This window comes from Kineococcus halophytocola (assembly GCF_041276425.1).
GTDB lineage: Bacteria > Actinomycetota > Actinomycetes > Actinomycetales > Kineococcaceae > Kineococcus > Kineococcus halophytocola.
Map to the genome: position 1 here is coordinate 112,509 of NZ_JBGFTU010000004.1, position 23,420 is coordinate 135,928.

Below are 23,420 nucleotides of genomic sequence, written 5' to 3' on the forward strand. Positions count from 1 at the left end.
GACGGAGGGCCCGGGACCTCGCGGTCCCGGGCCCTTCGCGCGTCCGGTCGCTCAGACCACCGTCAGGGTGATCGTCGAGCCCTTGGGGATGCGCTCCCCGGCGGCCGGGTCGCTGCTGCGGACGGTGCCGAAGACGCCGCCGAGGACGTTGTCGCGGGCCACCTGGAAGCCGAGGGCCTGCAGCTGCTGCGTCACCGCGTCGACGTTCTTGCCCTGGACGTCGGGGACCTGCACGAGCGGGGGACCGGAGGACACGACGAGGTCGACCGTGTCGCCGCGGAAGAGGGTCCCGTCGGCGGGGCTCTGGGAGATGACCTGCCCCTTCGGCACCGTCTCGCTGACCTGCTGGTCAACCTCGCCGACGGCCAGGCCGCGGTCGGTGACGGCCTGCTGCGCAGCGTCCTGCGGCTGGCCCGCGACGTCCGGGACCTCGATGGGTTCCCGGCCCCGGGACACCACGAGCGCGACGGGGGTGTCGTGGTCCACGACCTGCCCGACGGCGGGGTCGGTGCGGACGACGGCCCCCTCGGGCACGTCCTCGCTGTACTCCTGGCTGACGGCCCCGACCGCCAGACCGGTCTGCCGGAGCCGGTCCTCGGCCTCGGACTGGGCGGCCCGCACGACGTCGGGGACGGGGAACTGCTCGATCCCGCGGCTGACGACGATGGTCACGGTGCCGTCCTTGCGCACGCGCTCGCCGTCCCCCGGGTCGCTGGCGGCGACCAGCCCGGCGGGGACGGTGTCGCTGAACCCCTGCTCCTCGGCCACGTCGAGACCGGCCTCCCGCAGGACCGACCGGGCCTGCTCCGGGGAGGTGCCCGCCACCGCGGGGGTCGTCGTGTACGCGCCGGGCCCGGCCAGGAAGTACCAGGAGATGCCCGCGCCGACGGCCAGGACGAGCAGCACCAGGCCCACGAGCAGGCTGCGCCGGGACCGGTGGCCCTCGGGGGTGCGGGCCGGCTCGTCCTTCGCGCCGGCCGCCGCGACGGCCCCGATCCGGGTCGTGCTGCCCGGCGCGGCCGGGGCCGCGGGCCGGGGGGCGCGGGCGGCGAGCTGCTCGGCGGTCAGCGAGGACCGCACGGCGCGCAGCTGCTCGAGCATCTCCCCGGCGTCGGCGGGGCGTTCGCCGGGGTCCTTGGCCAGGGCGTCCAGCACGAGGGCGTCCAGCGCCCGCGGCAGGCCCGGCGCCTTCGCCGACGGCGGCGGCACCGGTTCGTGGACGTGCTTGTAGGCGATCGTGAACGGGCTGTCCCCGGTGAACGGCGGGGCCCCGGTGAGCATCTCGTAGAGCATGACGCCCACGCCGTAGACGTCGCTGCGGGCGTCCGGTTCCCCGGCCTCGAGCTGCTCGGGCGCCAGGTACTCGGCGGTGCCCATGAGGTCGCCCATGCCGACGGTCGTGCTCTGCCCGCCCGCCGAGGCGGCCCGGGCCAGGCCGAAGTCGGCGACCTTGACCCGGCCGTCGTCGGCGACGAGCACGTTGGCCGTCTTGACGTCGCGGTGCAGGACGCCCTTGCGGTGGGCCTCGGCGAGGGCGTCCAGGACGTCGGCCGTGACGCCGAGGGCCTCACCGGGGGTGAGGGCGCCCTTGTCGAGGACGACGTCGCGCAGGGTGCGCCCGTCGATGAGCTCCATGACGAGGTAGGCCGTCTCGGTGCCGCCCTCGTGGTCCACGCCCTGGTCCAGGACGGCGACGATGCCCGGGTGCGTCAGCCGGGCGGCGGACTTGGCCTCGCGGACGAACCGGGCGCGGGCGGCCGGGTCGTGAGCGAGGTCGGCGCGCAGCACCTTGAGCGCGACCGCCCGGTCGAGCCGTTCGTCCTCGGCCCGGTACACCACCCCCATGCCCCCGCGCCCGACGCGCCCCAGGACGTGGTAACGCCCGTCCAGGCGTCGTCCGACGAGCGGGTCGGAGAGGGTGGCGTCCACGGTCAGCGAGTCTAGGTCGACTCCGCGCCCGAACCGGCGAGCGACTCAGCGGAAGCGGGCCTGCAGCGTCTGGACGTTGGCCACGTAGCGCCGGGTGTCGTCGTACATGCCGCGCGAGCGCACCGAGGCCTGCCCCTGGTAGTACGACGCGATCGCCACGTCCGGCGGGTTGTTGGCCACGAGCGTGCGCAGGATCGCGACGCCGGCCTTGGCGTTGTCGCGGGCGTCGAACAGGTCGATCGGCTCACCCAGCAGGTTCGAGGCCCACTCCCCGGAGGTGGGGATGACCTGCATGGCGCCGATGGCGTTCGCGTGCGAGACGACCTTCATCTGGAAGCCGGACTCCTGCATCCCGACCGCCAGGGCCAGGGAGGGGTCCACGCCCAGGCGCACGGCCGTGGAGCGGATGATCTCGCGCATCTCGGCCTTGCCCGGCTGGTCGCTGGCCTGGATGCGGGCGCGGTTGACCGAGACGGCGTCGGAGACGGTGGGGGCCTGGGTGCTCGGCCGGGCGGGCTGGGCCGCGCGCTCGGCGGTGCCCGTGCGCAGCGTCTGGCCCTCGACGATGAAGCCGGTCTCGTCCAGGCCGTTGAGCGCCACCAGGTCCACCACGCTCGTCCCGGTGGCCTGGGCGATGTGCGACAGCGTGTCCCCGGCCCGCACGGTGTGGGTGCCGCCACCCGAGGGCGTGCCCGACGACGACGCGGACGACGACGCGGAGGAGGGCGCCGCGCCGGGCAGCGTCAGGACCTGGCCGGCGCGGATGACGCCGCCGGCGCTGAGCCCGTTGGCCTCGCGCAGCGCGCCCACGGTCGTGCCCTGCGCCAGGGCGATGTGGGACAGGGTGTCCCCGTCCTGCACCGTGTACGAGCCGCCCGCGGACGTGCTCTGCGGGCCCGGCACGCGCAGTTGCCGGCCCTCCAGGACGAAGGCGTCCTGGCCCAGGCCGTTGGCCGCCACGACGGCCTCGACGGTGGTGCCGTGCGCGGCCGCGATGGCCCCGACGGTGTCCCCGGCCTGGACGGTCACCACGGTCTCACCCGGCGCGGCGGCCGCGTGGGCGGCCGGGACGAGGGCGGTGGGGGCGGCGGCCCCGACGAGCGCGGCGGCCAGCCACCGGCCGCGACGCGAGCTCGGGGTGGGGGTGTCAGTGGTCTCGTCGGCCATGGCGTCCCTCGCTGGTCGTGACGGGTGGTGCGGAAGTGCACCGGTGGGGCGGTCCGAACCTATCCGACCCGCTCCGGGGGAGTGTCGTCCCACGATCTCCCACCATCTCCCACGAGGTCCCACGATGTCCGAGGCGGGGGCCCGGGTGCGGGAGGTGACCGGGCGAGTCGCGGGGTGGGCCCCTGCGCCGTGGCCCGGTGGTGGCCCGGTGGTGGCCTGCTCGTGCCGGTGCCGGGGACACGGCAGACTGGAGGGGTGGTTGCACCGCTGAGAGCAGAGATCGCCCGGGAGACGAGCACCGAGGAGCTCGACGCCCTCGTCCCGGCCTGGCTGACCGTGCCCGACATCGCCGCGCAGACCGGCCAGGACCAGCGCGTCGTGCGCCGCTGGCTGCAGGAGCGCGAACTCGTCGCCGTCCGCCGCGGGGAGCGGTCGGTGGCCCAGGTCCCGGCGGCGTTCGTCACCACCGAGGGGCCGCTGAACCACCTCAAGGGGACCCTGTCGGTCCTGGGGGACTCCGGGTACACCGACGTGGAGGCGCTGGCCTGGCTGTTCACGCCCGACGACACGCTGCCCGGCACGCCCGTGGACGCCCTGCGGGCCAACCGCAAGACCGAGGTCCGGCGGCGGGCCCAGGCCCTCAGCTTCTGAGGGCCCCTCGGCGCCGGCCCCCGCGGGTCAGGACGCCGTCGTCCAGCGCGCCTCGTCCCAGCGGGCGAGGCGCGCCCGGACCAGGCCCGGCACGGCCACGGCCAGCCGCCGGCCCATCCCGACCTTGACCCGGCGCGCGAGCACGTCGAACCCGGCGGCCTCGACCTCGTCGAGGATGCCGCCGTAGAGCAGGTACGCCGTGCGCAGGCAGTCCCGCGACGTGGGGTGGACCATGTCGATCCCCGGCTCGGCGTAGGCGTACAGCTCCCGCGTCCGGGCGGCCTCGAAGGCGAGCACGTCGCGCACCGCCTGCGGGGTCGTGCCCGCGGCCCGCGCCGCGAACAGGTCCTCGCGGGTCAGGCCGAAGCGGGTCAGGTCCTCCTCGGGGACGTACACGCGGCCCCGGTCCAGGTCCTCCCCGACGTCGCGGACGAAGTTCGTCAGCTGGAACGCCTCTCCCAGGGCCCGGGCCCGCGGTGCCGCCTCCGGGGTCAGCGGTTCCAGGACGGGCAGCATCTCCAGCCCGATGACGGCCGCCGAGCCGTACACGTAGTGGCGCAGGTCCTCGTACGTGGCGTACCCGGTCGTGGTGATGTCCATCCGCATGGACTCCAGGAACGCCTCGACGTGCGCCCGCGGCAGGTCCCAGCGCCGCATGGTCGCCGCCATCGCGCGGCCGACGGGCTCGGGCGCGTCGCGGGAGTCCAGGGAGGCGAGGAACTCCTCCGACCAGCGCACGAGGGCGTCCGGGTCCGGGTCGGTGAGGGAGTCCACGAACTCGTCGGCGTACCGGGCGAAGCCGTACAGCGCCCAGACGTACGGGCGCTTGGCCGGGGGCAGCAGGAGCGTGGCGAGGTAGTACGTCTTGCCGTGCTCGGCGTGCAGGAGGCGGCACGCTTCGAACGCCTCGCGCAGGTCCTCCTCCAGCAGGGCCGGGTCGTCCCGGGCGGCGGCGTCGAGGCAGACCGCGCTGCTGCGGGGGATCACGCGCTCCGCCACGCGCGCGAGCGGTAGGCGCGGTCCCGGCCGGTGACGCGCTCGGCGGCCAGGCGCCCGGAGACCAGGACCATCGGGACCCCCACCCCGGGCTGGGTGCCCGAGCCGGTGAACACGACGTTCTCCCCCCACAGGTTGCCGGGCCGGAACGGGCCGGTCTGGCGGAAGGAGTGCGCGGCCGCGAAGGGGGCGCCGTCGGCCATGCCGCGGCGTTCCCAGTCGGCCGGGGTCGTCACGTCCTCGACCTCGACGCCCTCGGCGAACCCGGGGTACCCGCGCTGCTCCAGCACCTCCATGACGTGCTCGCGGTAGCGCGGCCCGATGCGGTCCCAGTCCAGCCGGGACGAGCCCGCCGACAGCGACGGGGTCGGGAACAGCACGTAGTAGATGTGCTTGCCCGCCGGCGCCAGCGACGGGTCCGAGACCGTCGGGCGGGACACGAGCACCGACGGGTCGCTCATGAGGCGCCCGTCGAGCAGCTCGGCGAACACCTCCTTCCACGCGGTCCCGAAGTGGATCGAGTGGTGCACCGGGTCCGGGTAGTCCTTCGAGGACCCGGCCAGCAGCAGGTAGCAGCTGGGGGAGTAGGACAGGGTGCGGCGCACCGGCTTCCCGAGCAGCTCCTCGCGCGCCACGGGCAGGTCGGGGTTGAGGACGACGACGTCGGCCGGGAACCGGCGCCCGTCCGTCGTGGTGACGGCCCTCGCGCGCCCGCCCTCGCGCTCCACGCGGTCCACCGTGGCGCCGTAGTGGAACTGCACACCGTGCTTCTCGGCGGCCGCCGCCATCGCCGTCGGCAGGGCGTGCATGCCGCCCTTGGGGAAGAACACCCCGGCCACGGAGTCCATGTACGCGATGACCGCGTACAGGGCCAGGGCGTCGTAGGGCGACAACCCCGCGTAGAGGGCCTGGAAGGAGAACATCCGCTGGGTGCGGGGGTCCTTGAGGAACGTGCCGACCTCGGGCGCCAGCTTCTTGAACCCCCCGGCGGCCAGCAGCCGCACGAGGTTCGGCTTGAGCAGGTCCAGCGGGGTGTCGATGTTGCTGTCGATGAAGTCGCGGATCTCCCAGCGGTACAGGTTCGCGACGTGGTCGACGAAGCGCCGGTAGCCGTCGGCCTCCGCGGGCCCGCACAGCTCACCGATCGCCACCGCCGTGCGCTCCACGTCCGCCGAGACGTGCAGCGCGGTGCCGTCGGCGAAGTTGCCCCGGTACAGCGGGTCCACCGGGTGCAGGTCCAGCCAGTCGTGCATGTCCTCACCGAGCGCGTCGAAGCAGTCGGCGATGAGGTCGGGCATCGTCAGGACCGTCGGGCCGGTGTCGAAGCGGTACCCGTCCTTGACGACCAGGCCCGCCCGGCCGCCCGGGACGTCCTCGCGCTCGAGCACCGTGACGTTGCGGCCGGCCCCGGCCAGCCGCATCGCGGCGGACAGCCCGGCCAGGCCCGCCCCGACGACCACGACGTCGTCCGTGCGCCCGGTCACGTGCCGGGTCCGGCCCGGCAGCCAGTCCAGGGCGTTCTGCAGGGCGCTCACGAGCGCCTGCTCGTGGCCGCCACGACCAGGGCGTGCAGCGCCCCGCGCGCGTCCTCGGTGAGGTCGGCGCCGTCGAGGGTCCGGCACGCCACCTCGACCTGCCGGCCGATCAGCTCCTCCACCCCCGCCAGGGCACCGGTGTCCGTCAGGACGTCTCGCAACGTGTCCACACCTTCCGTCGTCAGGTCGGGGTCCCCCAGCAGCCGGCGCACCGTCTCGGCCTGCGCGGGGGTCGCGTGCTGCACGGCCAGTCCGACGAGGACGGTCCGCTTGCCCTCGCGCAGGTCGTCACCGGCCGGCTTGCCCGTCTCGGACGGGTCGCCGAACACGCCCAGCACGTCGTCGCGCAGCTGGAAGGCCTCGCCCAGGGCCAGGCCGAACCGGGAGTAGTCCGCCAACAGGTCCGTCGAGGCGCCGGCCAGGGAGCCGCCGAGCAGCAGCGGGTGCTCGATGGAGTACTTGGCGCTCTTGAACGTCAGGACGCGGCGCGCGCGGTCGACCGCACCGTCGCTGCCGCGCTGGGAGGAGGACGCCTGCTCCAGCATGTCGAGGTACTGCCCGCCCATGAGCTGGGTGCGCATCGTGTTGAAGACGCGGCGCCCGCGCAGCACGGCCTCGGCGGGCAGCCCGCTGCGGGAGAACAGCTCATCGCTCCAGCCCAGGCACAGGTCCCCGGCCAGGACCGCGCCGGCGAGCCCGAAGCGGCTGCGGCTGCCCTCCCAGTCCTGCTCGCGGTGCAGCGCCTCGAACCGGCGGTGCACGGCCGGCTGGCCGCGGCGCGTGTCGGAGTCGTCCATGACGTCGTCGTGGATCAGCGCCGCGGCCTGGAACAGCTCCAGGGCGGCGGCCGCGGTCACGACCCCCTCCTGCGGCGGGGCGCCGGGCACGCCGTGGTAGCCCCAGAAGCAGAACGCGGGCCGCAACCGCTTGCCCCCGCGCAGCAGGGACGAGATCGCGTCCAGGACGGGGTCGCACTCGGCGCCCACCTCCCGCAGGACGGCGGCCTGGTCGTGCAGGAACTCCTCGAGGACCGTCGACACGGCGGTCCGCAGCTCGGCCGTCGTCCGGAGGGCGGCCGTGGTCTCGACACTGGGGGTGGGCGGCACAGGGGGCACTCTAGGCACCACCACCGGCACGGGCGAACGCACGTCGTCGCTGGTCACCGGCAGGTCACGGGGGGTCGTCTCCTACCGTGGGGACCGTGGTGATGGACCGGGAGGCGTACCTGCAGCGCTGGAGCGCGCTGCACGGCGGCACGCACGCCAACGCGCTCGTGCGCGGCTGGCTCAGCGGTACCCACGCCCTCGCCCGCCCGCTGGCCGTGGCCGGCGCACCCCCCTCGGTGGTCACGCTGGCCGGGACCGCCCTGGCCCTCGCCGCCGCCGCGCTCGCGGTCGCCGGGGGGCGCGGCGGGGCCGCCGCCGTCGGGGCCGGGGTGCTGCTCGCCCTCGCGGGGGTCTTCGACAACCTCGACGGCGCCGTGGCCGTGATGACCGGCCGCACCTCGCGCCGCGGTGCCCTGCTCGACGCCACCTCCGACCGGGTCGGTGACGCCGCGTGCGCGGTCGTGCTGTGGGCCTGCGGGGCCCCCGCCTGGCTGGCCCTGCTCGCCGGCGGGCTGGCGCAGCTGCAGGAGTACGTCCGGGCCCGCGCCCAGGGCCTGGGCGTGGAGGACGTCACCATCGTGTCGGTGGCCGAACGCCCCGTCCGCCTCGCCGTCGCGGCCAGCTGCTCCATCGCCACCGCCATCGTCGTCTGGCTCGACTGGGCCACCCTGGGGGCCGGCGTCTGGGCCGTGCTCGGCCTCATCGGCCTCCTCCAGGTGGCCGGGGCCGTCAACCGCCGGCTCTGACCCGCCTGCAGCACCTCACGCGGGGCCGACGAGGTCGGTGACGATGCGCGCCGACAGGCCCACCAGCGGCAGCCCGCCGCCGGGGTGTGAGGACCCGCCCACGAGGAACAGCCCCGGCACGGGGGAGCGGTTGGCCGGGCGCAGGAACGCCGAGCGCGCCCCGTTGCTGGCCGTCCCGTAGATCGCGCCGCCGTCGCTGCCGGTGCGCTCCTCCAGGTCGGCGGGCGTGCGGACCTCCGCCCAGCGCAGCCGGGAGCGCACGTCCAGCCCGCGGCGGGCGAGCGCGTCCAGCACGACGTCGGTGTGCCGGCGCACGAGGTCGCCCGAGCGCCAGTCGGTCCCGCCGTGCTCCGGGTCGTGCACCGGTGCGTTGACCAGCACGAACCACGCCTCGGTGTCCTCCGAGGGGCGCAGCGCGGGATCGTCGGGGGCGCTCACGTAGACGGTCGGGTCCGCCACGGGCCGCCCCGCGGCCAGGTCGGCGAACTCGGCGTCGTAGTCGTCGGGGAACAGCACGGTGTGGTGGCGCAGGCCCGGCGTGCGCCCGTCCAGGGCCAGCAGCAGCACGAACCCCGAGCTGGACCGCAGCCGGCGCGGCGGCCGCAACCGGGGCCGCGGCAGCAGGTCGCCGTAGAGCCGGGCCGCGTCCACCGCCGAGACGACGACGTCGGCGCGCACCTGCGTGCCGTCGGCCAGCCGCACACCCGCGGCCCGGCCACCCTCCTCCAGCACCCGGTCCACGGGGGCGCCCGTCGTGATGCGCGCCCCGCGCTCGCGGGCGCGGTCGGCCACCGCCTGCGCCAGCAGGTGCAGGCCCCCGCGCACGTACCAGGCCCCGAAGGTCTGCTCGACGAACGGGACGGTGGCCAGCGCCGCCGGCGCCCGGCCCGGGTCGGACCCGGAGTAGGTGGCGTAGCGGTCCAGCAGCGTCCGCAGCCGCGGATCGCGCAGGTACTGCCGGCCCACGCCCCGCAGCGAGGACCACGGCGCGACCGTCCGCAGCCCGCCCACGTCCCGCGCCAGCCGCAGCAGCGTCCGCGGGCCCTGGAGCGCCGACTCCAGGAACGGTTCGCGGGCGACGTCCCAGATCTGCGCCGCGCGGCGCTGGAAGGCCGTCCACTGCGCGCCCGTACCCGCCCCGAGCGCGTCGTCCAGGGCGCGGGCGACCTGCGGCAGCCCGCCCCCGGGCAGGTCCAGCTCGGTCCCGTCGGCGAACCGGTAGTGCGCCACCGGGTCCAGCTGCACGACGTCGAGCACGGACTCCACCGGGTCCCCGGTCTTGAGGAAGAGGTCGCGCTGGACCGCCGGCAGCGTCAGCAACGACGGGCCGGTGTCGAAGGAGAAGCCGTCCCGGCTGAACCAGCCGAGCTTGCCGCCCACCTCCGGGCCCTGCTCGAAGACCTCGACGGTGTGCCCCTGCGCGGCCAGGCGCGCCGCGACCGACAACCCGCCGAACCCGGCGCCGACGACGACCACTCGGCTCACAGCGACCGCCCCTTCCACACCAGGCCGCCGCGGCGCCGACGGCGCCAGGAGTCACCGAGCAACCCCAGCAGCAACGCCACCGAGACGGGGTGCCAGAACGCGTCGGGGACCGACCGCCCCCCGGTGCGCTCGGCCGCCGCGTACCGGCCCACCACCCCGGCGAGGTAGCCGACCGCGCCGACCGGGGAGCCGGTCAGGGCCGCGGCCGGCGGGACGAGGTACGTCACCGCGAGCCCGGCCCCCACCACCGCGGCCGCCGGTGCCGAGCCGAACGCGGACCACAACGACTTCACGTACCCCGCCCGCAGGTCACCCCAGCCGTCGTACATCCGGCACGTGGCCAGGGTCGTCCCGTCGGTGACCCCACCGCGCCCGCCGACGGCCTTGACCGCCCGCAGCAGCGCCAGGTCGTCGAGCACCTCGGCGCGCACGCCCCCGTGCCCGCCGGCCCGGTGGTAGGCCGCGGCGTCCACGACGAGGAACTGCCCGTTCGCCGCCGTCAGCGACGGCCGCGGGGAGACCTCCGCCGCCCGCAGGGGCAGCGTCGTCAACCACGACCACTGCAGCAGCGGCTGCACGAGGCGTTCGCTCCACGTCAACGCGAGCTGACGGGGGTAGGGGCACACCACGTCCAGCCCCGCGCGACGCAGCAGGTCCACCGCGGCGGCCACCGCGTGCGGGGCCAGGACGACGTCGGCGTCGACGAAGACGAGGACCCCACCGGTGGCCTGCCCGGCCGCCCGCTCGCACGCCGAGGTCTTGCCCAGCCACCCCGGCGGCGGCCCGGCGCTGCGCACCAGCCGCACCCGCGGGTCGGCCGCCGCGAACGCCTCGACCACCTCCGCCGTCCGGTCGGTGGAGGCGTCGTCGACGACGACGACCTCGTAGTCGGGGACCTGGACCTGGTCCAGCAGGGACGTCAGGCACGCCGGCAGGTCCACCTCCTCGTCGCGCGCGGGCACGAGCACGCTGACCCGCCCCGGCGCCGGCGGCGGGTCCAGCACCGGGACCCGCAGCCCCCGGGCGTTGAGCAGGGAGTGCACGGTCAGCGCCACGGCGCTCGCGGACCCGGCCCAGGTCAGGGCGCGCCAGACCCTCACGGGCGGGTGCCCCGCCCGGGCAGGACCGAGCGCAGGTACGGCAGGACGGTCAGACCCATGGCGACCCCGCCGTAGGCCGCGACCACCGGCCGCCGGAAGAACACGGCGTTGCCGAGCGTGGAACCCAGCCACGTCCAGCCCAGCAGGACGGCCGGGACCGTCTGCGGCGGGACCTCCCCGGTGCCGGGGGTGTCCCGGGTGGTGGCGTGCACGGCCCCGCAGATGGCCGCGGCCGTCAGCAGCCAGCCGGCGTAGTTGCTCAGCGGGATCCCGGGGACCCCCGGCAGGTGCGGTCGCGGCGTCTGGAACGCCCAGTGCCCGGCGGCGGTCATCTGCGGGTCCAGGAAGAGGTCCCAGGAGGCGAGGGTCCACGCCGCGGTGGCGACGGTGGCCACGTCCCGGGTGCCGGCGGGCAGGTCCCGCGCGAGGTGCCGGCCCAGCCGCACCGCGGGGTGGGCCAGCATCGTCCACGCCAGCGGCACCACGACGGGCACGTCGAGCACCTGCGGCCCCAGCGTCCCGGCGTAGCGGTACCGCCCGAACGGCCGGCCCGTGCGCGTCCCCACGGCCTCGGCGAGCAGCCCGAGCCCCCCGGCGACGGCGAGCGTCGTCGCGGCCGCGCGCGGCCCGCCCCGGCGCGCGGCGTCGGTCACCGACGCCGCGGCGAAGGTGACGACCGACCCGATCGTGGTCCGGCGCAGGCTCTCCCCGCGCAGCAGCGGGTGGGCGACCTGGGACAGCACGGCCCCGGCCGTGAAGGCGCCGCTGAGCGTCCGGGACCAGGAGGTGGGCACGTCGAGCACTCTAGGAGCGGGGTCGGACACGGGCTCTCCGGGGCCCGGGCGGCCCGGGCGGGGTCACGGGGTGCGGCCGTCGAGGGTGCCGCGGACCTCCAGCACCGCGAACCGGGCGAACAGCTCCTCGGCGTACCAGCCCTCGGTCGGCGTGCGCCGCATGACGTCGCGGTGGGCGGCCCGCCCGTGGGCGAACCCGCGCAGCGCGTCGGTGGAGTCCCACACCGAGAACGTCCCCTGGTAGCCCAGCGGCGCCTCCCCGATCCCGAACGCGCACCGCAGGCCGGGGACCGTGTGCAGCTCCCGGGCCACCGGCGGCACCGCCCGCCAGAACGAGGCCGCCCTCGCCGGTCGCAGCCGGGCCCGGGTGATGGAGGCGACGGGCCCGTCCTGCGGGGGGTGGGGGGCCGGGCCGAAGGGTTCGCGCCCGGACCACCGTCCCCGGCTGCCGGCCGGGGCGAGGCGGAACTGGGCGTGCTCACGCGCGATCCGGCCCCAGGCCCGTGCCGGGGCCGAGGTGTCGAAGCGGTCGGCGTCGGCGGCGCGGTCCCACGCCACCAGGGCCGCCCAGCGCAGCGGATCGGCGTCGCGGACGGTGAAGGTCGTGCCGTCCCCGGTGCCCAGGAGCTTGGCGAACCCCGCCCCGGGCAACCGCCGCAGCGCGCGGCGGTCGGCCGCCATCCGCCACACGGCGCGCGGAACATCGTGCGCTGCAACGGTCCAGACGTCCAGCGTCACGAGTTCGGGGGGTCTCACGCGGTGAGGCTATCCGCGGTCGGGTCCGTCCACCTGCTCGCGCACCACCCGGGCGCACTCGGCCGGGTGGTCCCACGTCGGGACGTGCCCGCAGTCCGGCCACTCGATCCACCGCGTGTGCGCGGGGGCGGCCTCGCGCCGGCAGAACGACGGGGGCAGCACGCGGTCGCGCCCGCCGGCCACCACGGTCACGGGGACGGTGACCTCGGACGCGCGGGTGAAGGCGGCCGCCGCGATGCCCGCGTCGGCGGCCACGTACCCGGGGGCGGTGGCGATGGCGCTGAGCGCGTCCCGGACCACCGCGACGGGCAGGCTGCGGGGCGCGGTGCTCGTGGCCCCCAGCGCGAGGGTGACACCGAGCCGGGTCGTGACCACCCGGGGTGGCAGCCGGCCGGCCCACCGGGCGAACTGCTGGCCGGTGGGCAGCAACGGGGGCCGGCGGCGGGGCGTGGTCCACAGGCCCGCCGGGGCGAACGCCGTGACGTCGGCCACGACACCGTCCCGGTCCCCGGCCGCGGCCTCCAGCGTCACCCACCCGCCCAGGGAGTGACCCACGAGGTGCACGCCCCCACCCTGCGCCGCGGCGAAGCGGCGCAGGCGCTCACCCAGCGCCCGCGGCGTCATCGAGGCCGGGGGGAGCGGCGGGGCCTGACCGTGCCCGGGCAGGTCGAGCAGCAGGAGACGGTGGTCGGCGGCCAGGTGGGGCACGAGCAGCGACCAGGCGGTCCCGGCGCCACCCAGCCCGTGCACGAGCACGAGCAGCGGGTCCGCGGGGTCGGCCGACCCGGCCCGCCGGACGGCGAACCCCTCGAGCAGTTCGGGCATCCCCGTCCCGTCACCCCAGTTCGACGGGGTGCCCGCCCGTCAGGCGCAGGAGCTCGTCGTAGCGGGTGCGGAAGACCGCGTGCGGGTGGCCCGCCGGCACCCAGACCTCGGGGTGGGGGGCCAAGGCGACGTCGACGAAGGTCGGCAGCGGGTCGGCCAGACCCAGCGGGGAGGCCGCGCCCAGGACCGAACCGGTGCGCCGCAGCACGTCCGCGTCGTCGCCGCGGAACAGCTCGGGTTCGCACAGCACGGCCGCCAGCGCCGGCGCGACCAGCGGGTGCGTCGCGGAGGAGATGACGAACAGGTGCCGGTCCTCGCGCGTGCGCAGCACCGCGGTGGCCGCCACCGCGGCCAAGGGGACCCCCAGGTGCCGGGCCAGCTCCGCCGGGCCCCGCAGGGTGGGAGGGACCTCCACGACCTCGCCGGCCGCGTCGAGGTCGAGCAGGGCCTCCGCCGTGCTCTCCACGGCGGGGACGTCCAGCACGGGGAGGTGGGTGCTCGCGGGCGTGGTCGCCACGGCACCACCCTCGGGGGGGTCCTGGCGCACCGTCCACCTCATGCACCCTCACCGTAGAACCGTTCTCGACCCCCGTCGCGCCGAACGGCCCGCCGGTGTGACGTTCCACCGTCGTGGTCCGCCGGGTCAGCCGTCCGGGTCAGCCGTCCGGGTCAGCCGTCCGGGTCAGCCGTCCGGGTCAGCCGTCCGGGACGGTCAGGACGTTGCGCCCGGCGAGGACGTGGACGCCGACCCCGGGGGAGACCGTGGTGGCCGTGCCCTCGATGGGCCGGTAGGGCAGCCCGGCGATCGTGTACTCCCCGGTCCACGTGGTCGTCAGGGTCACCGCCCGGTCCCCGGGGGTGGTGTAGGTGTGGGTGAGGGTCTGCTGCGGGTAGGGGCGGCCGGGGTCGCTCGTGGGCCCGAGGCGGGTGCCGTCGCCCAGGTCCCACGTCCAGCTCGACGGGGTGGCGCGGATGCGGACGGGGAAGCCGAGGACGGTGGTGTCGCGGACCACCGTCCCGCCCGTGGTGCGCAGGACGAGGGGGACGTTGAGCAGGGCCTGGCCGTCGCCCGGTTGCAGGTGCACGGGGCTGGCCGGCAGGCCCACCCGTCGCAGGTCCGCGACGGTCACGGCGGGCAGGGCCACGGGAGCGGCGTCCGCGGCCTCGGCCGTGCAGCGTGAGCCCTGGTTGATCCACCGGGGATCGGCACCGGTCTGGGTCCAGGTGGTGAGGAGCGCTTGGCCGGGTGGGCAGTTGCTGCGCGAGGCTCTGCAGTCGTTGTCGGTGAATCCTGCTTCCGGTCCGTTGCGGCTGCAGGCGGGGAGTCGGACGACGGTGGTGGGCGGGGATTCTTTTTGGCGCGAACCCTGCTGTGGTGTTGCGGCAGTGGGCTTCGTGGTTCTTCTTGCACCGATCGAAACCTTGTCGTCGGTGGCGATCGCAGACGAGTTTTGCGGGGGGTTCGCTGCTGTCGCGGGTCTTGTGTCGAGTGCTAGGACAAAAAGAAAAGTCAGCAAGGCCAGTGTGAAGACATGGACCCAGGGGCGGGTGAGGAACCAGGTCATTCGACCTCCAGTACCATCCAGTGTTCATCGCGCCAGGCGACTTCAATCCAAAATTCTGCGCCTGGGTCAGCTTCGTCGGAACTAATAAGCGACCCACTTCGGTCGAATGTGCTGTAGCCCGGTCGGTCAACTGTGACGGTGAGTCTCGCGTACCCGGATTCAGGGTCCCAGGCATCGACACTCGTACCGATGAACTGCAGCACGAACTCAGGGGTTGTGTAACCCCTCTTTTGGTACTCGTCGACAACGTCAGCGTAGAATTTGCACCCGGTGCACGAATCAATCGAAATCGAGTGCAGCGTCGAGGAGTCGCCGGTCGCTCGAGCATGGTTGAGGACACGAAGAAAATATGCTGCAAAGAGGCTGGCGCCGGTTTCATCGTGCACATCGATGAGTTCGTCTCGCGCGGGAGGTGGCGGCTGCGAAATGGTCGCCGCGGGGGTTCGGCTACTTGTCGCCTTGAGCGTTCCCGCATCGTGCTCGTGGCGGGTTCCCCCGGTGGCCGTCGCAGTGGCCGGGGCGGCGGGTTCCGGGGCCGGCGGGGTCGCGTTCGAACAGCTCGCGAGCAGACCCGCGAGGGCGAGTCCGGCGGCGGTCGCGACGAGGGGGCGGGCGGGGGTCACGCCTCGCACGGTCGCACGTCGGGGGAGGCGTGCGGAGCCGCTGGACGGGCTGCTGTGGACAGGTGCTGGGCCGTCCGGGTGACGCCTCGCGACTGCTGACCCTCCGTCGCTGGCGCTCGACTCTGCGTCGTGTGGACAACCCGGTTCGCCGTTGACGTGTCCTGAGGTCGGTGGTGTAGCTTCGAGATGTGTTCGAACCGGTGTTCGAACACGATGAGACCGCTCGAGGCGCGGTCCGGGGGGAGGGGAAGCCCCGCGGGCCGCGCCCCGAGTGCGTTCTCGCGGGCCGCTTCCCCCGGCTCGCCGCACCGCGCGCTCCGTCGCGGTGCCGGCTCGAGAGAGGGGAAGGGTGAGCGCGGTGCGACGGTTCTCCGACGAGGTGCACGTCCGCTACGACGACGCGGACGGGGGGCGGGCCCCGGTGCAGTTCATCTGGCGCGGACGGCTCTACGTGGTGCGCGAGGTGCTCTCCCGCTGGCGCGAGCGCAGCGCCTGGTGGGAGCACGCGGCCGTGGCCGCCGTCCACGGCGACGCCGCTGAGGAGGCCGGCCCCGGACCCGCCGGACGCCCAGCCCGCCGGGGCCTGACGGTCGGCGACCTCGAACGGGAGGTCTTCCGCGTCGAGGCCAGCGTCGGCCGGGTCGGCGGGGCCGGCGTCTACGACCTCGCGCGCGCCGTCACCCCGGGGACGGCGGCCGTGTCGGAGGTCGCTGGTACCTCTTCCCCCAGGACGTCGGAGGACTGGCAGCTGCTGCGCGTCAGCGACTGAGGCCGACGGCGACCACCGATCGACCCGACCTGCAGTCCAGACCGCACGACCTGAAGGAGAACGCGATGTCCACCACCGTCGCCGTCCCTGCGGGCGTCCCGCGCCCGCTGACGACGGCCGCCCTCGACCTCCTCGCCCGCTGCGAGGACGAGCTGGTCGCGGCGCTGCGCACCCAGGACGCGGCCGAGCGGTACGTCCACGCCCACCTGGCCGCGCTGCGGGCCGGGGCCGCGATCGTCGCCGTGCACGGCCGGCCCGCCCGCGGCCGGCGCAGCGGGGGCCCCCGCAGCGTCTGGGAGATGCTGCCCGCCCTCGACCCGGCCCTGCAGGAGTGGGCCGACCGGTTCGCCGCGACCGCCGCGGCCCGCTCGGCGGTCGAGGCCGGCCGCACCGGGGTCGTGGACGCCGCGGCCGCCGACGACCTGCTCGTCCACGCCGAGCGGTTCCACCGCGTCGTCGAGACCGCGCTCGGGCTCAGCGCCCTGCCACCGCTCGCCGGCTGACCCCGCCTGCGCGGGCCCCCGCGCAGGCCCAGAACCCCGCACCACCCGGTCTTCCCCACGGGCGCGTTCCGAAGGACGTCCCATGACCACCGCACCACCCGCAGCACCGTTCCCGCACCTGCACGTCGCCTCGGGGTACTCCCTGCGGTACGGCACCTGCACCCCCACCGCCCTCGTCGCCCGGGCCGCCGACCTCGGGATGCCGGTCCTGGCCCTGACCGACCGCGACGGCCTGTACGGCGCGGTGAAGTTCGTCCGCGCCTGCGGCGAGGCGGGGCTGGCCCCCGTCCTCGGGGTCGACCTCGCCACGCGCCCGACGGGGCTGGCGGGCGGTCTGCCCGCCTGGGCCGACCCCTCGGTCGCGGTGCGCCGCAGGGCCTCCCGCGCCCCGGCCCGCGGTGGTGCGGTGGTCGACCCGCGGCTCCCGCGCGTCACCGTCCTGGCCCTCGGCGCCGACGACGCCGGCGCCGGCCGGGGGTGGGCGGCGCTGTGCCGGCTGGTCAGCGCCACCCACCTGGGCGGGGTGCGGGGCACCCCCGTCAGCAGTCCCGACCTCGTCGGCGCCCACGCCGCCGGCGCCGAGGGCCGGCCCGCGCTGGCGGTCCTGCTGGGGCCGGGGTCCGAGCTCGGCCGGGCCCTGCTGGCCCGCCGCGACGACCTCGCCCACGCGGTCCTGCGCCGCTGGCGCGCGGTGCTGCCGCCCGGCTCCCCGCACGTGGAGGTGGTCTGCCACCACGCCCCGCCGGGAACGGCCGGCAGCGTCGAGCACGCCGCCCGGATGCTCTCCTTCGCCCGTGCCGCCGGGGTCCCGGCCGTCCTGACGGCCGCCGCCCGGTCCGCCGGGCCCGAGGGCGCTCCGACGGCCGACCTGCTCGACGCCGTCCGCCGCCTGGTGCCGCTGGACACCCGGCACACCGACCGACTCAGCGGGCAGGGCCACCTCCTGCCCACCGCCGACATGGTCCGCACCGCGGCCGACGTCGCCCACGCCGCCGGCGACCCCTCAGCGGCCGCCGACCTGCTCGCCGCGACCACCGCCCTGGCCCACCGGGCCGTGCAGGACCCGGCGGCCGACCTCGGCATCGGCAGGCACCACCTGCCCGACCCCGAGGCGCTCGGGTTGACCCGCGACACCGACCAGGACGCGGTCCTGCGCGCACGCTGCGAGGCGGGGATCGCCCGCCGCTACCCGGGGGCCGCCCGCACGCTGGAGGCGAAGGTCCGGCGCCGCCTCGACGACGAGCTCGACACCATCACCACGGTCGGGTTCGCCGGCTACTTCCTCACCGTCGCCGACGTCTGCGACCTCACCCGGGCGATGGACGTGCGGGTCGCCGCCCGCGGCTCGGGGGCCGGCAGCCTGGTCAACCACCTGCTGGGCATCTCCGACGTCGAACCCCTCGGGCACCGGCTGCTCATGGAACGGTTCCTCAACCCGCGGCGCGCCCAGCTGCCCGACATCGACCTCGACGTCGAGTCCGCCCGCCGCGAGGACGTCTACGCGGCCGTCCTCGACCGGTTCGGCGGCGACCGCGTCACGTGCGTGTCGATGATGGACACCTACCGGGTCCGGCACGCCGTGCGGGACGTCGGGGCGGCGCTGGGCCTGCCCCCGGTGGAGGTGGACGCCATCGCCACCGCGTTCCCGCACCTGCGGGCCCGCGACGCCCGCAGCGCCGTCGCCGACCTGCCCGAGCTGCGGCGCAGCGGGCTGGGCGAGGAACGTCTCGACGTGTTCTTCGACCTCGTCGAACGCCTCGACGGCCTCCCGCGCCACATCGCCCTGCACCCCTGCGGCGTCGTGCTGTCCAACCCGGCGCTGCTGGACCGGACCCCGGTGGAGGCCAGCTGGAAGGGCTTCCCCGTGAGCCAGTTCGACAAGGACGACGTGGAGGACATGGGGCTGCTCAAGCTCGACGTCCTCGGCATCCGGATGCAGTCCGCGATGGCCCACGCGGTGCGGGAGATCGCCCGCGTCGAGGACGTCGTCGTCGACCTCGACGACCGGTCCCAGGTCCCGCTCGACGACCCGGCGACCTACGCGCTGATCCGCTCCACCCGCACCCTCGGCTGCTTCCAGATCGAGTCACCGGGCCAGCGCGAGCTCGTCGGCAAGTTCGGGCCCCGGACCTTCGACGACATCATCGTCGACATCTCCCTGTTCCGGCCCGGGCCGGTGAAGTCGGACATGGTCACGCCCTTCCTCCAGGCCCGACAGGGCTGGACCGAGCCGCAGTACCTCGACGAACGGCTCAGGCACGTCCTCGAACCCACCTGCGGGGTCGTGGTGTTCCACGAGCAGGTCATCGAGCTGATCCAGGCCACGACCGGCCACGACCTCGCCCTGGCCGACGAGTACCGGCGTCACCTCGGCACCCGGCGCGGGCAGGAGGAGATGGAACCGCAGTTCCGCCGCCGCGCCCTCGAGCGCGGCTACCCCGCCGCGACGGTGGACCGGATCTGGGACGTCCTCACGGCGTTCGCCTCCTTCGGCTTCTGCAAGGCGCACGCCGCCGCCTTCGCCCTGCCGACCTACCAGTCGGCCTGGCTCAAGACCCACCACCCGGCGGCGTTTCTGGCCGGGGTCCTGACCCACGACCCCGGCATGTACCCCAAGCGGCTGATCCTCGACGACGCCCGCAACCTCGGGATCACCGTGCTCGGCCTGGACGTCAACGACTCCGGGGACACCTACCGGGTGGAGCGGGTCGACCCGCCCGACCCGCACGTCACCGGGCACGCGACCGGGGGCGCCGGGACCTGCGACCCCTGGCTCGGCGGCCGGGGCGTGCGCAACCCCGACGGGCTCGGCGCCGGGGTCGCCGACGGCACCGGGTTCGGCATCCGCCTCTCGCTCACCGACGTCAAGGGGATCTCCACGGCCGAGGTGGCACGCATCGTCGCCGGTCAGCCCTACCGGTCGCTGGCCGACCTGTGGCAGCGGGCCCGACCGTCCCGACCGGTCGCCGAACGCCTCGTCCTGGCCGGTGGGCTGGACTCCCTGCACGGGATGCGCCCGGTCGGCCGGGCCGGGCACGCCGCGGTGCGGCGCGGCCGGACCACCCGGCGCGACCTGCTGCTGCAGGTCGCCGAGCTGGACCGCTGGAGCCGGTCCGCCGGTGCCCCGCCCGCCCGCGTGAGCCCCCGGCAGGTCGGCGGGAGGCCGGAGGGGAGGCCGGAGGGCCGGGACCTCGACGTCCGGGCGGCCGCGGCCGCCCAGTCGCGGGCCGCGCGGCCCGTCGCCGGCTCCGCCGGCACGGTGCAGCTGGCCCTCGACCTCGGCGACGCCCTCGAGGAGGTCACGCTCAGCGGGCTGCCCGAGATGACCGGGCCCGAGCGGGTCCGCGCCGAGCTGGACGTGCTCGGGCTGGACGCCAGCGCCCACGTCGTCGACTTCTACACCCCGCTGCTGCGGGCGCTGCGGGTCACCCCCGCCCGGGACCTGCGTTCCCGGCGCAGCCGCGCCGAGCTCCTCGTCGCCGGGGTGAAGGTCGCGACCCAGACCCCGCCGGTCCGCTCCGGGCGCCGGGTCGTCTTCCTCACCCTCGACGACACCACCGGGCCGCTGGACGCCACCTTCTTCGAGGACGTCCAGGGGCCCTACGCCGCGACGGTGTTCCGCTCCTGGCTCCTGCTGGTGCGGGGCGTCCTGCGCCGGACCGGCCCGCGCGGGGTGTCGCTGCGGGCCACCGGCGCCTGGGAACTGCCCGCGCTGTGGGACACCTGGACGGCCGGCGGGGTCGAGGCCGTGCACGAGGTCCTCGCCACCGCCCCGGACCCGCGGTACTCTCGCGCCGCGACGCGGGGCGCGGCCGCGAGCCGGTCCAGCCGGCCCGTCGTGGCCTCCCCTCCCACGCACCCGCCCGTGCACCCGTCCCCCGGGGAACCCGGGGGACCCGAACAACCCGGGCCGGCGGACGGCGGGCCGGACCGGCGGCGCGTCCTCGTGCACGCCAGCGGCTTCCGGCAGTCGCCGTACGCCGACCTCGCCCCGGCGGGGGAGGACAGCCGCAACTCCCGGTCCATCGGCCGGGCCCCGGCCGGGCCGCCGTCCGACGGCGTCCCCGGGCGCAAGGTCTGGCACTCCAGCTCCGGCAGTTCGGGACGGTGACGGCGGTGGTGCACGGACGGGCCGGCACGGGGTGTCTAGGGTGGAGGCGCGCAGCACGAGGACCCGCACGAGGCTGGAGGAACCAGTGGCGAAGGAACGCGGCCGCCCCCGCACGTCGACGGTCCTCTGGGAGGGGGTCCAGCGCCTGCTCGCCGCCGCGAGCGCGGACCTGGGTGCCCCGGAGCTCACCGTCGTCGACCTCGGCGGTGGCACCGGTGGCCTGGCCGTGCGCGTGGCGGCCCTGGGGCACCGCGTCGTGGTCGTCGACCCTTCGCCCGACGCGCTCGCCGCGCTGGAACGGCGCACCGTCGAGGCCGGCCTGTCCGACCGGGTCCGCCCGCTGCAGGGCGACGCGACCGAGCTGTCCGCCCTCCTGGCCCCCGGCAGCGTCGACGTGCTCCTGTGCCACGGCGTCCTGGAGGTGGTCGAGGACCCCGCCGCCGCCGTCCGCGCCGCCCACGAGACCCTGCGTCCGGGGGGCCGGCTCAGCCTCCTCGTCGCGCAATGGCCGGCCAGCGTCCTGGCCCGCGCCCTGGCCGGTCAGCTCGGGCAGGCTCTGCACGTCCTGTCCACCGAGGAGCACCGCTGGGGCCCGAGCGACCCGCTGCGCCGCCGGTTCGACCGGGCCGGCGCCACGGCGCTGGTCGAGGAGAACGGCTTCACCGTCACCGCGGTCGACGGCACCCGCACGTTCAGCGACGTCGTGCCCTCGACCGTCACCGAGTCCGACGACGCCCTGGCGCTGCTGCGCGAGCTGGAGTCGCGGGCCGCGGGCACCGGGGAACTGCTGGACCTGGCCGGGCACCTGCACCTGCACGCCACCCGCTGACCGCACCGCCGGGCCCGCCGCACCGGTGGCCCGGGGCGGTGGCCGGTGAGCCGCCGGCAGCTGGTGCGCCCCGATGCCGGCGGCTGGGGCCTGGACGACGACGACACCGGGTGCACGGTGCTGCACGTCGACATGGACGCGTTCTACGCCTCGGTCGAGCTGCTGCGCCGGCCCGACCTGGCCGGCACCCCCGTCATCGTCGGCGGTGGCGAGCGCGGGGTCGTGCTGTCGGCCACCTACGAGGCCCGCCGGTACGGCGTGCACGCGGCGATGCCGATGGCCCGCGCCCGCCGGCTGTGCCCGCCCGCGACCGTCCTGGTGCCCCACCACGAGGACTACGCGCGGATCTCCGCCGGGGTCATGGAGGTGTTCCGCTCGGTCACGCCCCTCGTCGAACCCCTCAGCCTCGACGAGGCCTTCCTCGACGTGTCCGGGGCGGTCCGCCGGCTCGGCAGCCCCACCCGGATCGGGGAGCTGCTGCGCGACCGGGTCGCCGACGAGCAGGGCATCACCTGCTCGGTCGGGGTGGCCTCGACGAAGTTCGTCGCCAAGCTCGCCTCCGGCGGGGCCAAGCCCGACGGGCTGCTGGTCGTCCCGCACGCCCAGACGGTCGCCTTCCTGCACGCCCTGCCCGTCGAGGCGCTGTGGGGGGTGGGGGACCGCACGGCCGAGGCGCTGGGGCGGCTCGGGCTGCGCACGGTCGCCGACATCGCCCACACCCCCCTCACCACGCTGGTCCGCGGGCTGGGGGAGGCGACCGGCCGGCACCTGCACGCCCTGGCCTGGGGCCGGGACGCCCGCCGCGTCCTCGCCTCGGTGCCCGAACGCAGCATCGGCGCGGAGGAGACGTTCCCCCGCGACGTCGACGACCCCCGGTACGTGCACCGGGAGCTGCTGCGCCTGGCCGGGCGGACCGCCTCGCGCGCCCGGGCCCAGGGCCTGGCGGGGCGCACGGTCGTCCTGAAGGTCCGGTTCGCCGACTTCACGACGATCACCCGCTCACGCACCCTGCGCGAACGCACCGACGTGACGCAGGAGATCCACGCCACCGCCCGGGACCTGTTCGACGCCCTGGCCCTGGACCGGGCCCGGCTGCGGCTCGTCGGGGTCCGGCTGGAGGGGCTGGCGGACTCGGCGACCGCACCGCGCCAGCTGCTCCTGGGCGAGCGCACCCACGGCTGGCGCGAGGCCGACGGGGCCGTGGACCGGGCGGGTGCCCGCTTCGGCGCCGGGAGTGTGAGACCGGCCACCCTGCTGCCCCGCCGGTGAGGGGGCGCCGGCCTCCCACCCGGGCGGCGCAGGCCCCTGACCTGCGGTGGAACCGGTGTCGACCCTGCGTCGTTCTCCCGTTCGAGGGACGAGACACGCCAACCGAGCCGCAGCACGACCTCCGGTGAGAGACGATGTGGTAAGTCGAGTTTCGCCCATCGCTGCAGGGACATATCCTTGGACAACATCGTGCGCACGCCAGGAGGTACAGGTGCCGCTCTCGGAACATGAGCAGCGTCTGCTCGAGCAGATGGAACGTGCGCTGTCCGCGGACGATCCCAAGTTCGCCAACGCCATGAAGGGTTCCCGCCACGGACGCGCCGCCAAGCGCCGTCTCCTCGTCGGCACCGCTGCCGTCGTGGTGGGTCTCGTGCTCCTCATCATCGGAGCCAGCACGAGCCAGATCTGGCTGGGGGCGGGCGGTTTCATCGTCATGCTCGCCGGCGCGATCTGGGCCTTCTCACCGGCCCGGGGGACGGACGGCACGGCCGGCGGGCAGCCTCCCACCAAGGGCGCTCCGCGCCCGCCGCGAGCGGGGAAGTCGCGGCGCAGCGGATCGTTCATGGAACGGCTCGAGCAGCGCTGGGACCGCAGACGCGGTCAGTGGTGAACTCGTCCTCACCGCCGCGACGGCGGTGAGCTCAGAACGGGCGTCGTGGGA

Annotated in this window: 21 protein-coding genes; 8 read left to right on the forward strand and 13 right to left on the reverse strand. The window is 75.7% G+C overall.

Features of this window, described 5'->3' with window-relative positions; genetic code table 11:
* Window positions 1-51 precede the first annotated feature (51 nt).
* Together pknB and AB2L27_RS04625 are read right to left on the reverse strand one after the other, a co-directional pair.
* Window positions 52-1,929 (reverse strand): Stk1 family PASTA domain-containing Ser/Thr kinase, encoded by a 1,878-nt coding sequence (pknB, locus tag AB2L27_RS04620; RefSeq protein WP_370440297.1) that lies wholly within the window; start codon window positions 1,927-1,929, stop codon window positions 52-54.
* Window positions 1,930-1,974: 45 nt separating this feature from the next.
* Window positions 1,975-3,096, reverse strand: a complete 1,122-nt coding sequence (locus AB2L27_RS04625) for a LysM peptidoglycan-binding domain-containing protein (RefSeq protein ID WP_370440298.1) — start codon at window positions 3,094-3,096, stop codon at window positions 1,975-1,977.
* Window positions 3,097-3,351: 255 nt separating this feature from the next.
* Between AB2L27_RS04625 and AB2L27_RS04630 the strand changes: the two genes are divergently transcribed.
* Window positions 3,352-3,747, forward strand: coding sequence for an Rv2175c family DNA-binding protein (locus tag AB2L27_RS04630; RefSeq protein WP_370440299.1), 396 nt, complete (start codon window positions 3,352-3,354; stop codon window positions 3,745-3,747).
* A gap of 27 nt (window positions 3,748-3,774) precedes the next feature.
* Here the strand turns inward: AB2L27_RS04630 and AB2L27_RS04635 are convergent, their stop codons facing one another.
* From AB2L27_RS04635 to AB2L27_RS04645, 3 genes are read right to left on the reverse strand one after another with little or no spacing between them, the layout of a single operon-like run.
* Complete coding sequence (locus tag AB2L27_RS04635; RefSeq protein WP_370440300.1) at window positions 3,775-4,746, reverse strand: phytoene/squalene synthase family protein; 972 nt, start codon at window positions 4,744-4,746, stop codon at window positions 3,775-3,777.
* Window positions 4,731-6,278: a phytoene desaturase family protein gene (gene crtI, locus AB2L27_RS04640; protein WP_370440301.1), complete on the reverse strand. Its 1,548-nt coding sequence runs from the start codon at window positions 6,276-6,278 to the stop codon at window positions 4,731-4,733. The genes AB2L27_RS04635 and crtI overlap by 16 nt, the downstream gene beginning before the upstream one ends.
* A complete protein-coding gene (locus AB2L27_RS04645; RefSeq protein ID WP_370440302.1) occupies window positions 6,275-7,384 on the reverse strand; it encodes a polyprenyl synthetase family protein in 1,110 nt (369 codons plus the stop codon). Before AB2L27_RS04645 ends, crtI begins: the two co-directional genes overlap by 4 nt.
* Window positions 7,385-7,485: 101 nt before the next feature.
* Here AB2L27_RS04645 and AB2L27_RS04650 point away from each other — a divergent pair, with 101 nt between their 5' ends.
* Complete coding sequence (locus AB2L27_RS04650; RefSeq protein ID WP_370440410.1) at window positions 7,486-8,130, forward strand: CDP-alcohol phosphatidyltransferase family protein; 645 nt, start codon at window positions 7,486-7,488, stop codon at window positions 8,128-8,130.
* 15 nt (window positions 8,131-8,145) lie between these two features.
* Here the strand turns inward: AB2L27_RS04650 and AB2L27_RS04655 are convergent, their stop codons facing one another.
* The 8 genes from AB2L27_RS04655 to AB2L27_RS04690 form a co-directional block, all read right to left on the reverse strand.
* Window positions 8,146-9,615 (reverse strand): phytoene desaturase family protein, encoded by a 1,470-nt coding sequence (locus AB2L27_RS04655; protein WP_370440303.1) that lies wholly within the window; start codon window positions 9,613-9,615, stop codon window positions 8,146-8,148.
* Window positions 9,612-10,715 (reverse strand): glycosyltransferase family 2 protein, encoded by a 1,104-nt coding sequence (locus AB2L27_RS04660; protein WP_370440304.1) that lies wholly within the window; start codon window positions 10,713-10,715, stop codon window positions 9,612-9,614. Before AB2L27_RS04660 ends, AB2L27_RS04655 begins: the two co-directional genes overlap by 4 nt.
* A complete protein-coding gene (locus tag AB2L27_RS04665) occupies window positions 10,712-11,509 on the reverse strand; it encodes a carotenoid biosynthesis protein (RefSeq protein WP_370440305.1) in 798 nt (265 codons plus the stop codon). Before AB2L27_RS04665 ends, AB2L27_RS04660 begins: the two co-directional genes overlap by 4 nt.
* A 63-nt stretch (window positions 11,510-11,572) precedes the next feature.
* Window positions 11,573-12,265, reverse strand: a complete 693-nt coding sequence (locus tag AB2L27_RS04670; RefSeq protein WP_370440306.1) for a monooxygenase — start codon at window positions 12,263-12,265, stop codon at window positions 11,573-11,575.
* 9 nt (window positions 12,266-12,274) lie between these two features.
* The gene (locus AB2L27_RS04675) at window positions 12,275-13,090 is read right to left on the reverse strand and encodes an alpha/beta fold hydrolase (protein ID WP_370440307.1); all 816 of its coding nucleotides are present in this window, start codon (window positions 13,088-13,090) and stop codon (window positions 12,275-12,277) included.
* 10 nt (window positions 13,091-13,100) lie between these two features.
* On the reverse strand, window positions 13,101-13,607 hold the full coding sequence (locus tag AB2L27_RS04680) for an aminoacyl-tRNA deacylase (RefSeq protein WP_370440308.1): 507 nt from the start codon (window positions 13,605-13,607) through the stop codon (window positions 13,101-13,103).
* Window positions 13,608-13,785: 178 nt separating this feature from the next.
* Window positions 13,786-14,235: a PKD domain-containing protein gene (locus AB2L27_RS04685; protein WP_370440309.1), complete on the reverse strand. Its 450-nt coding sequence runs from the start codon at window positions 14,233-14,235 to the stop codon at window positions 13,786-13,788.
* A 416-nt stretch (window positions 14,236-14,651) separates the two neighbouring features.
* Entirely contained in the window at window positions 14,652-15,278 is a 627-nt protein-coding gene (locus AB2L27_RS04690; RefSeq protein WP_370440310.1) for a DUF6318 family protein, read from the reverse strand.
* A gap of 349 nt (window positions 15,279-15,627) precedes the next feature.
* Between AB2L27_RS04690 and AB2L27_RS04695 the strand changes: the two genes are divergently transcribed.
* The 6 genes from AB2L27_RS04695 (at window position 15,628) to AB2L27_RS04720 (ending at window position 23,369) form a co-directional block, all read left to right on the forward strand.
* Window positions 15,628-16,047, forward strand: a complete 420-nt coding sequence (locus tag AB2L27_RS04695) for a DUF6504 family protein (protein ID WP_370440311.1) — start codon at window positions 15,628-15,630, stop codon at window positions 16,045-16,047.
* A 65-nt stretch (window positions 16,048-16,112) separates the two neighbouring features.
* Window positions 16,113-16,550 carry an SAV_6107 family HEPN domain-containing protein gene (locus tag AB2L27_RS04700; RefSeq protein ID WP_370440312.1) on the forward strand — a complete coding sequence of 146 codons (438 nt, stop codon included), beginning with the start codon at window positions 16,113-16,115 and terminating at the stop codon, window positions 16,548-16,550.
* 82 nt (window positions 16,551-16,632) lie between these two features.
* A complete protein-coding gene (locus AB2L27_RS04705) occupies window positions 16,633-20,661 on the forward strand; it encodes a DNA polymerase III subunit alpha (protein ID WP_370440313.1) in 4,029 nt (1,342 codons plus the stop codon).
* Window positions 20,662-20,746: 85 nt separating this feature from the next.
* Complete coding sequence (locus AB2L27_RS04710; protein WP_370440314.1) at window positions 20,747-21,490, forward strand: methyltransferase domain-containing protein; 744 nt, start codon at window positions 20,747-20,749, stop codon at window positions 21,488-21,490.
* 45 nt (window positions 21,491-21,535) lie between these two features.
* Window positions 21,536-22,759 carry a DNA polymerase IV gene (gene dinB, locus AB2L27_RS04715; RefSeq protein ID WP_370440315.1) on the forward strand — a complete coding sequence of 408 codons (1,224 nt, stop codon included), beginning with the start codon at window positions 21,536-21,538 and terminating at the stop codon, window positions 22,757-22,759.
* Window positions 22,760-22,970: 211 nt separating this feature from the next.
* Window positions 22,971-23,369: a DUF3040 domain-containing protein gene (locus tag AB2L27_RS04720; RefSeq protein ID WP_370440316.1), complete on the forward strand. Its 399-nt coding sequence runs from the start codon at window positions 22,971-22,973 to the stop codon at window positions 23,367-23,369.
* The last annotated feature ends 51 nt before the right edge of the window (window positions 23,370-23,420 follow it).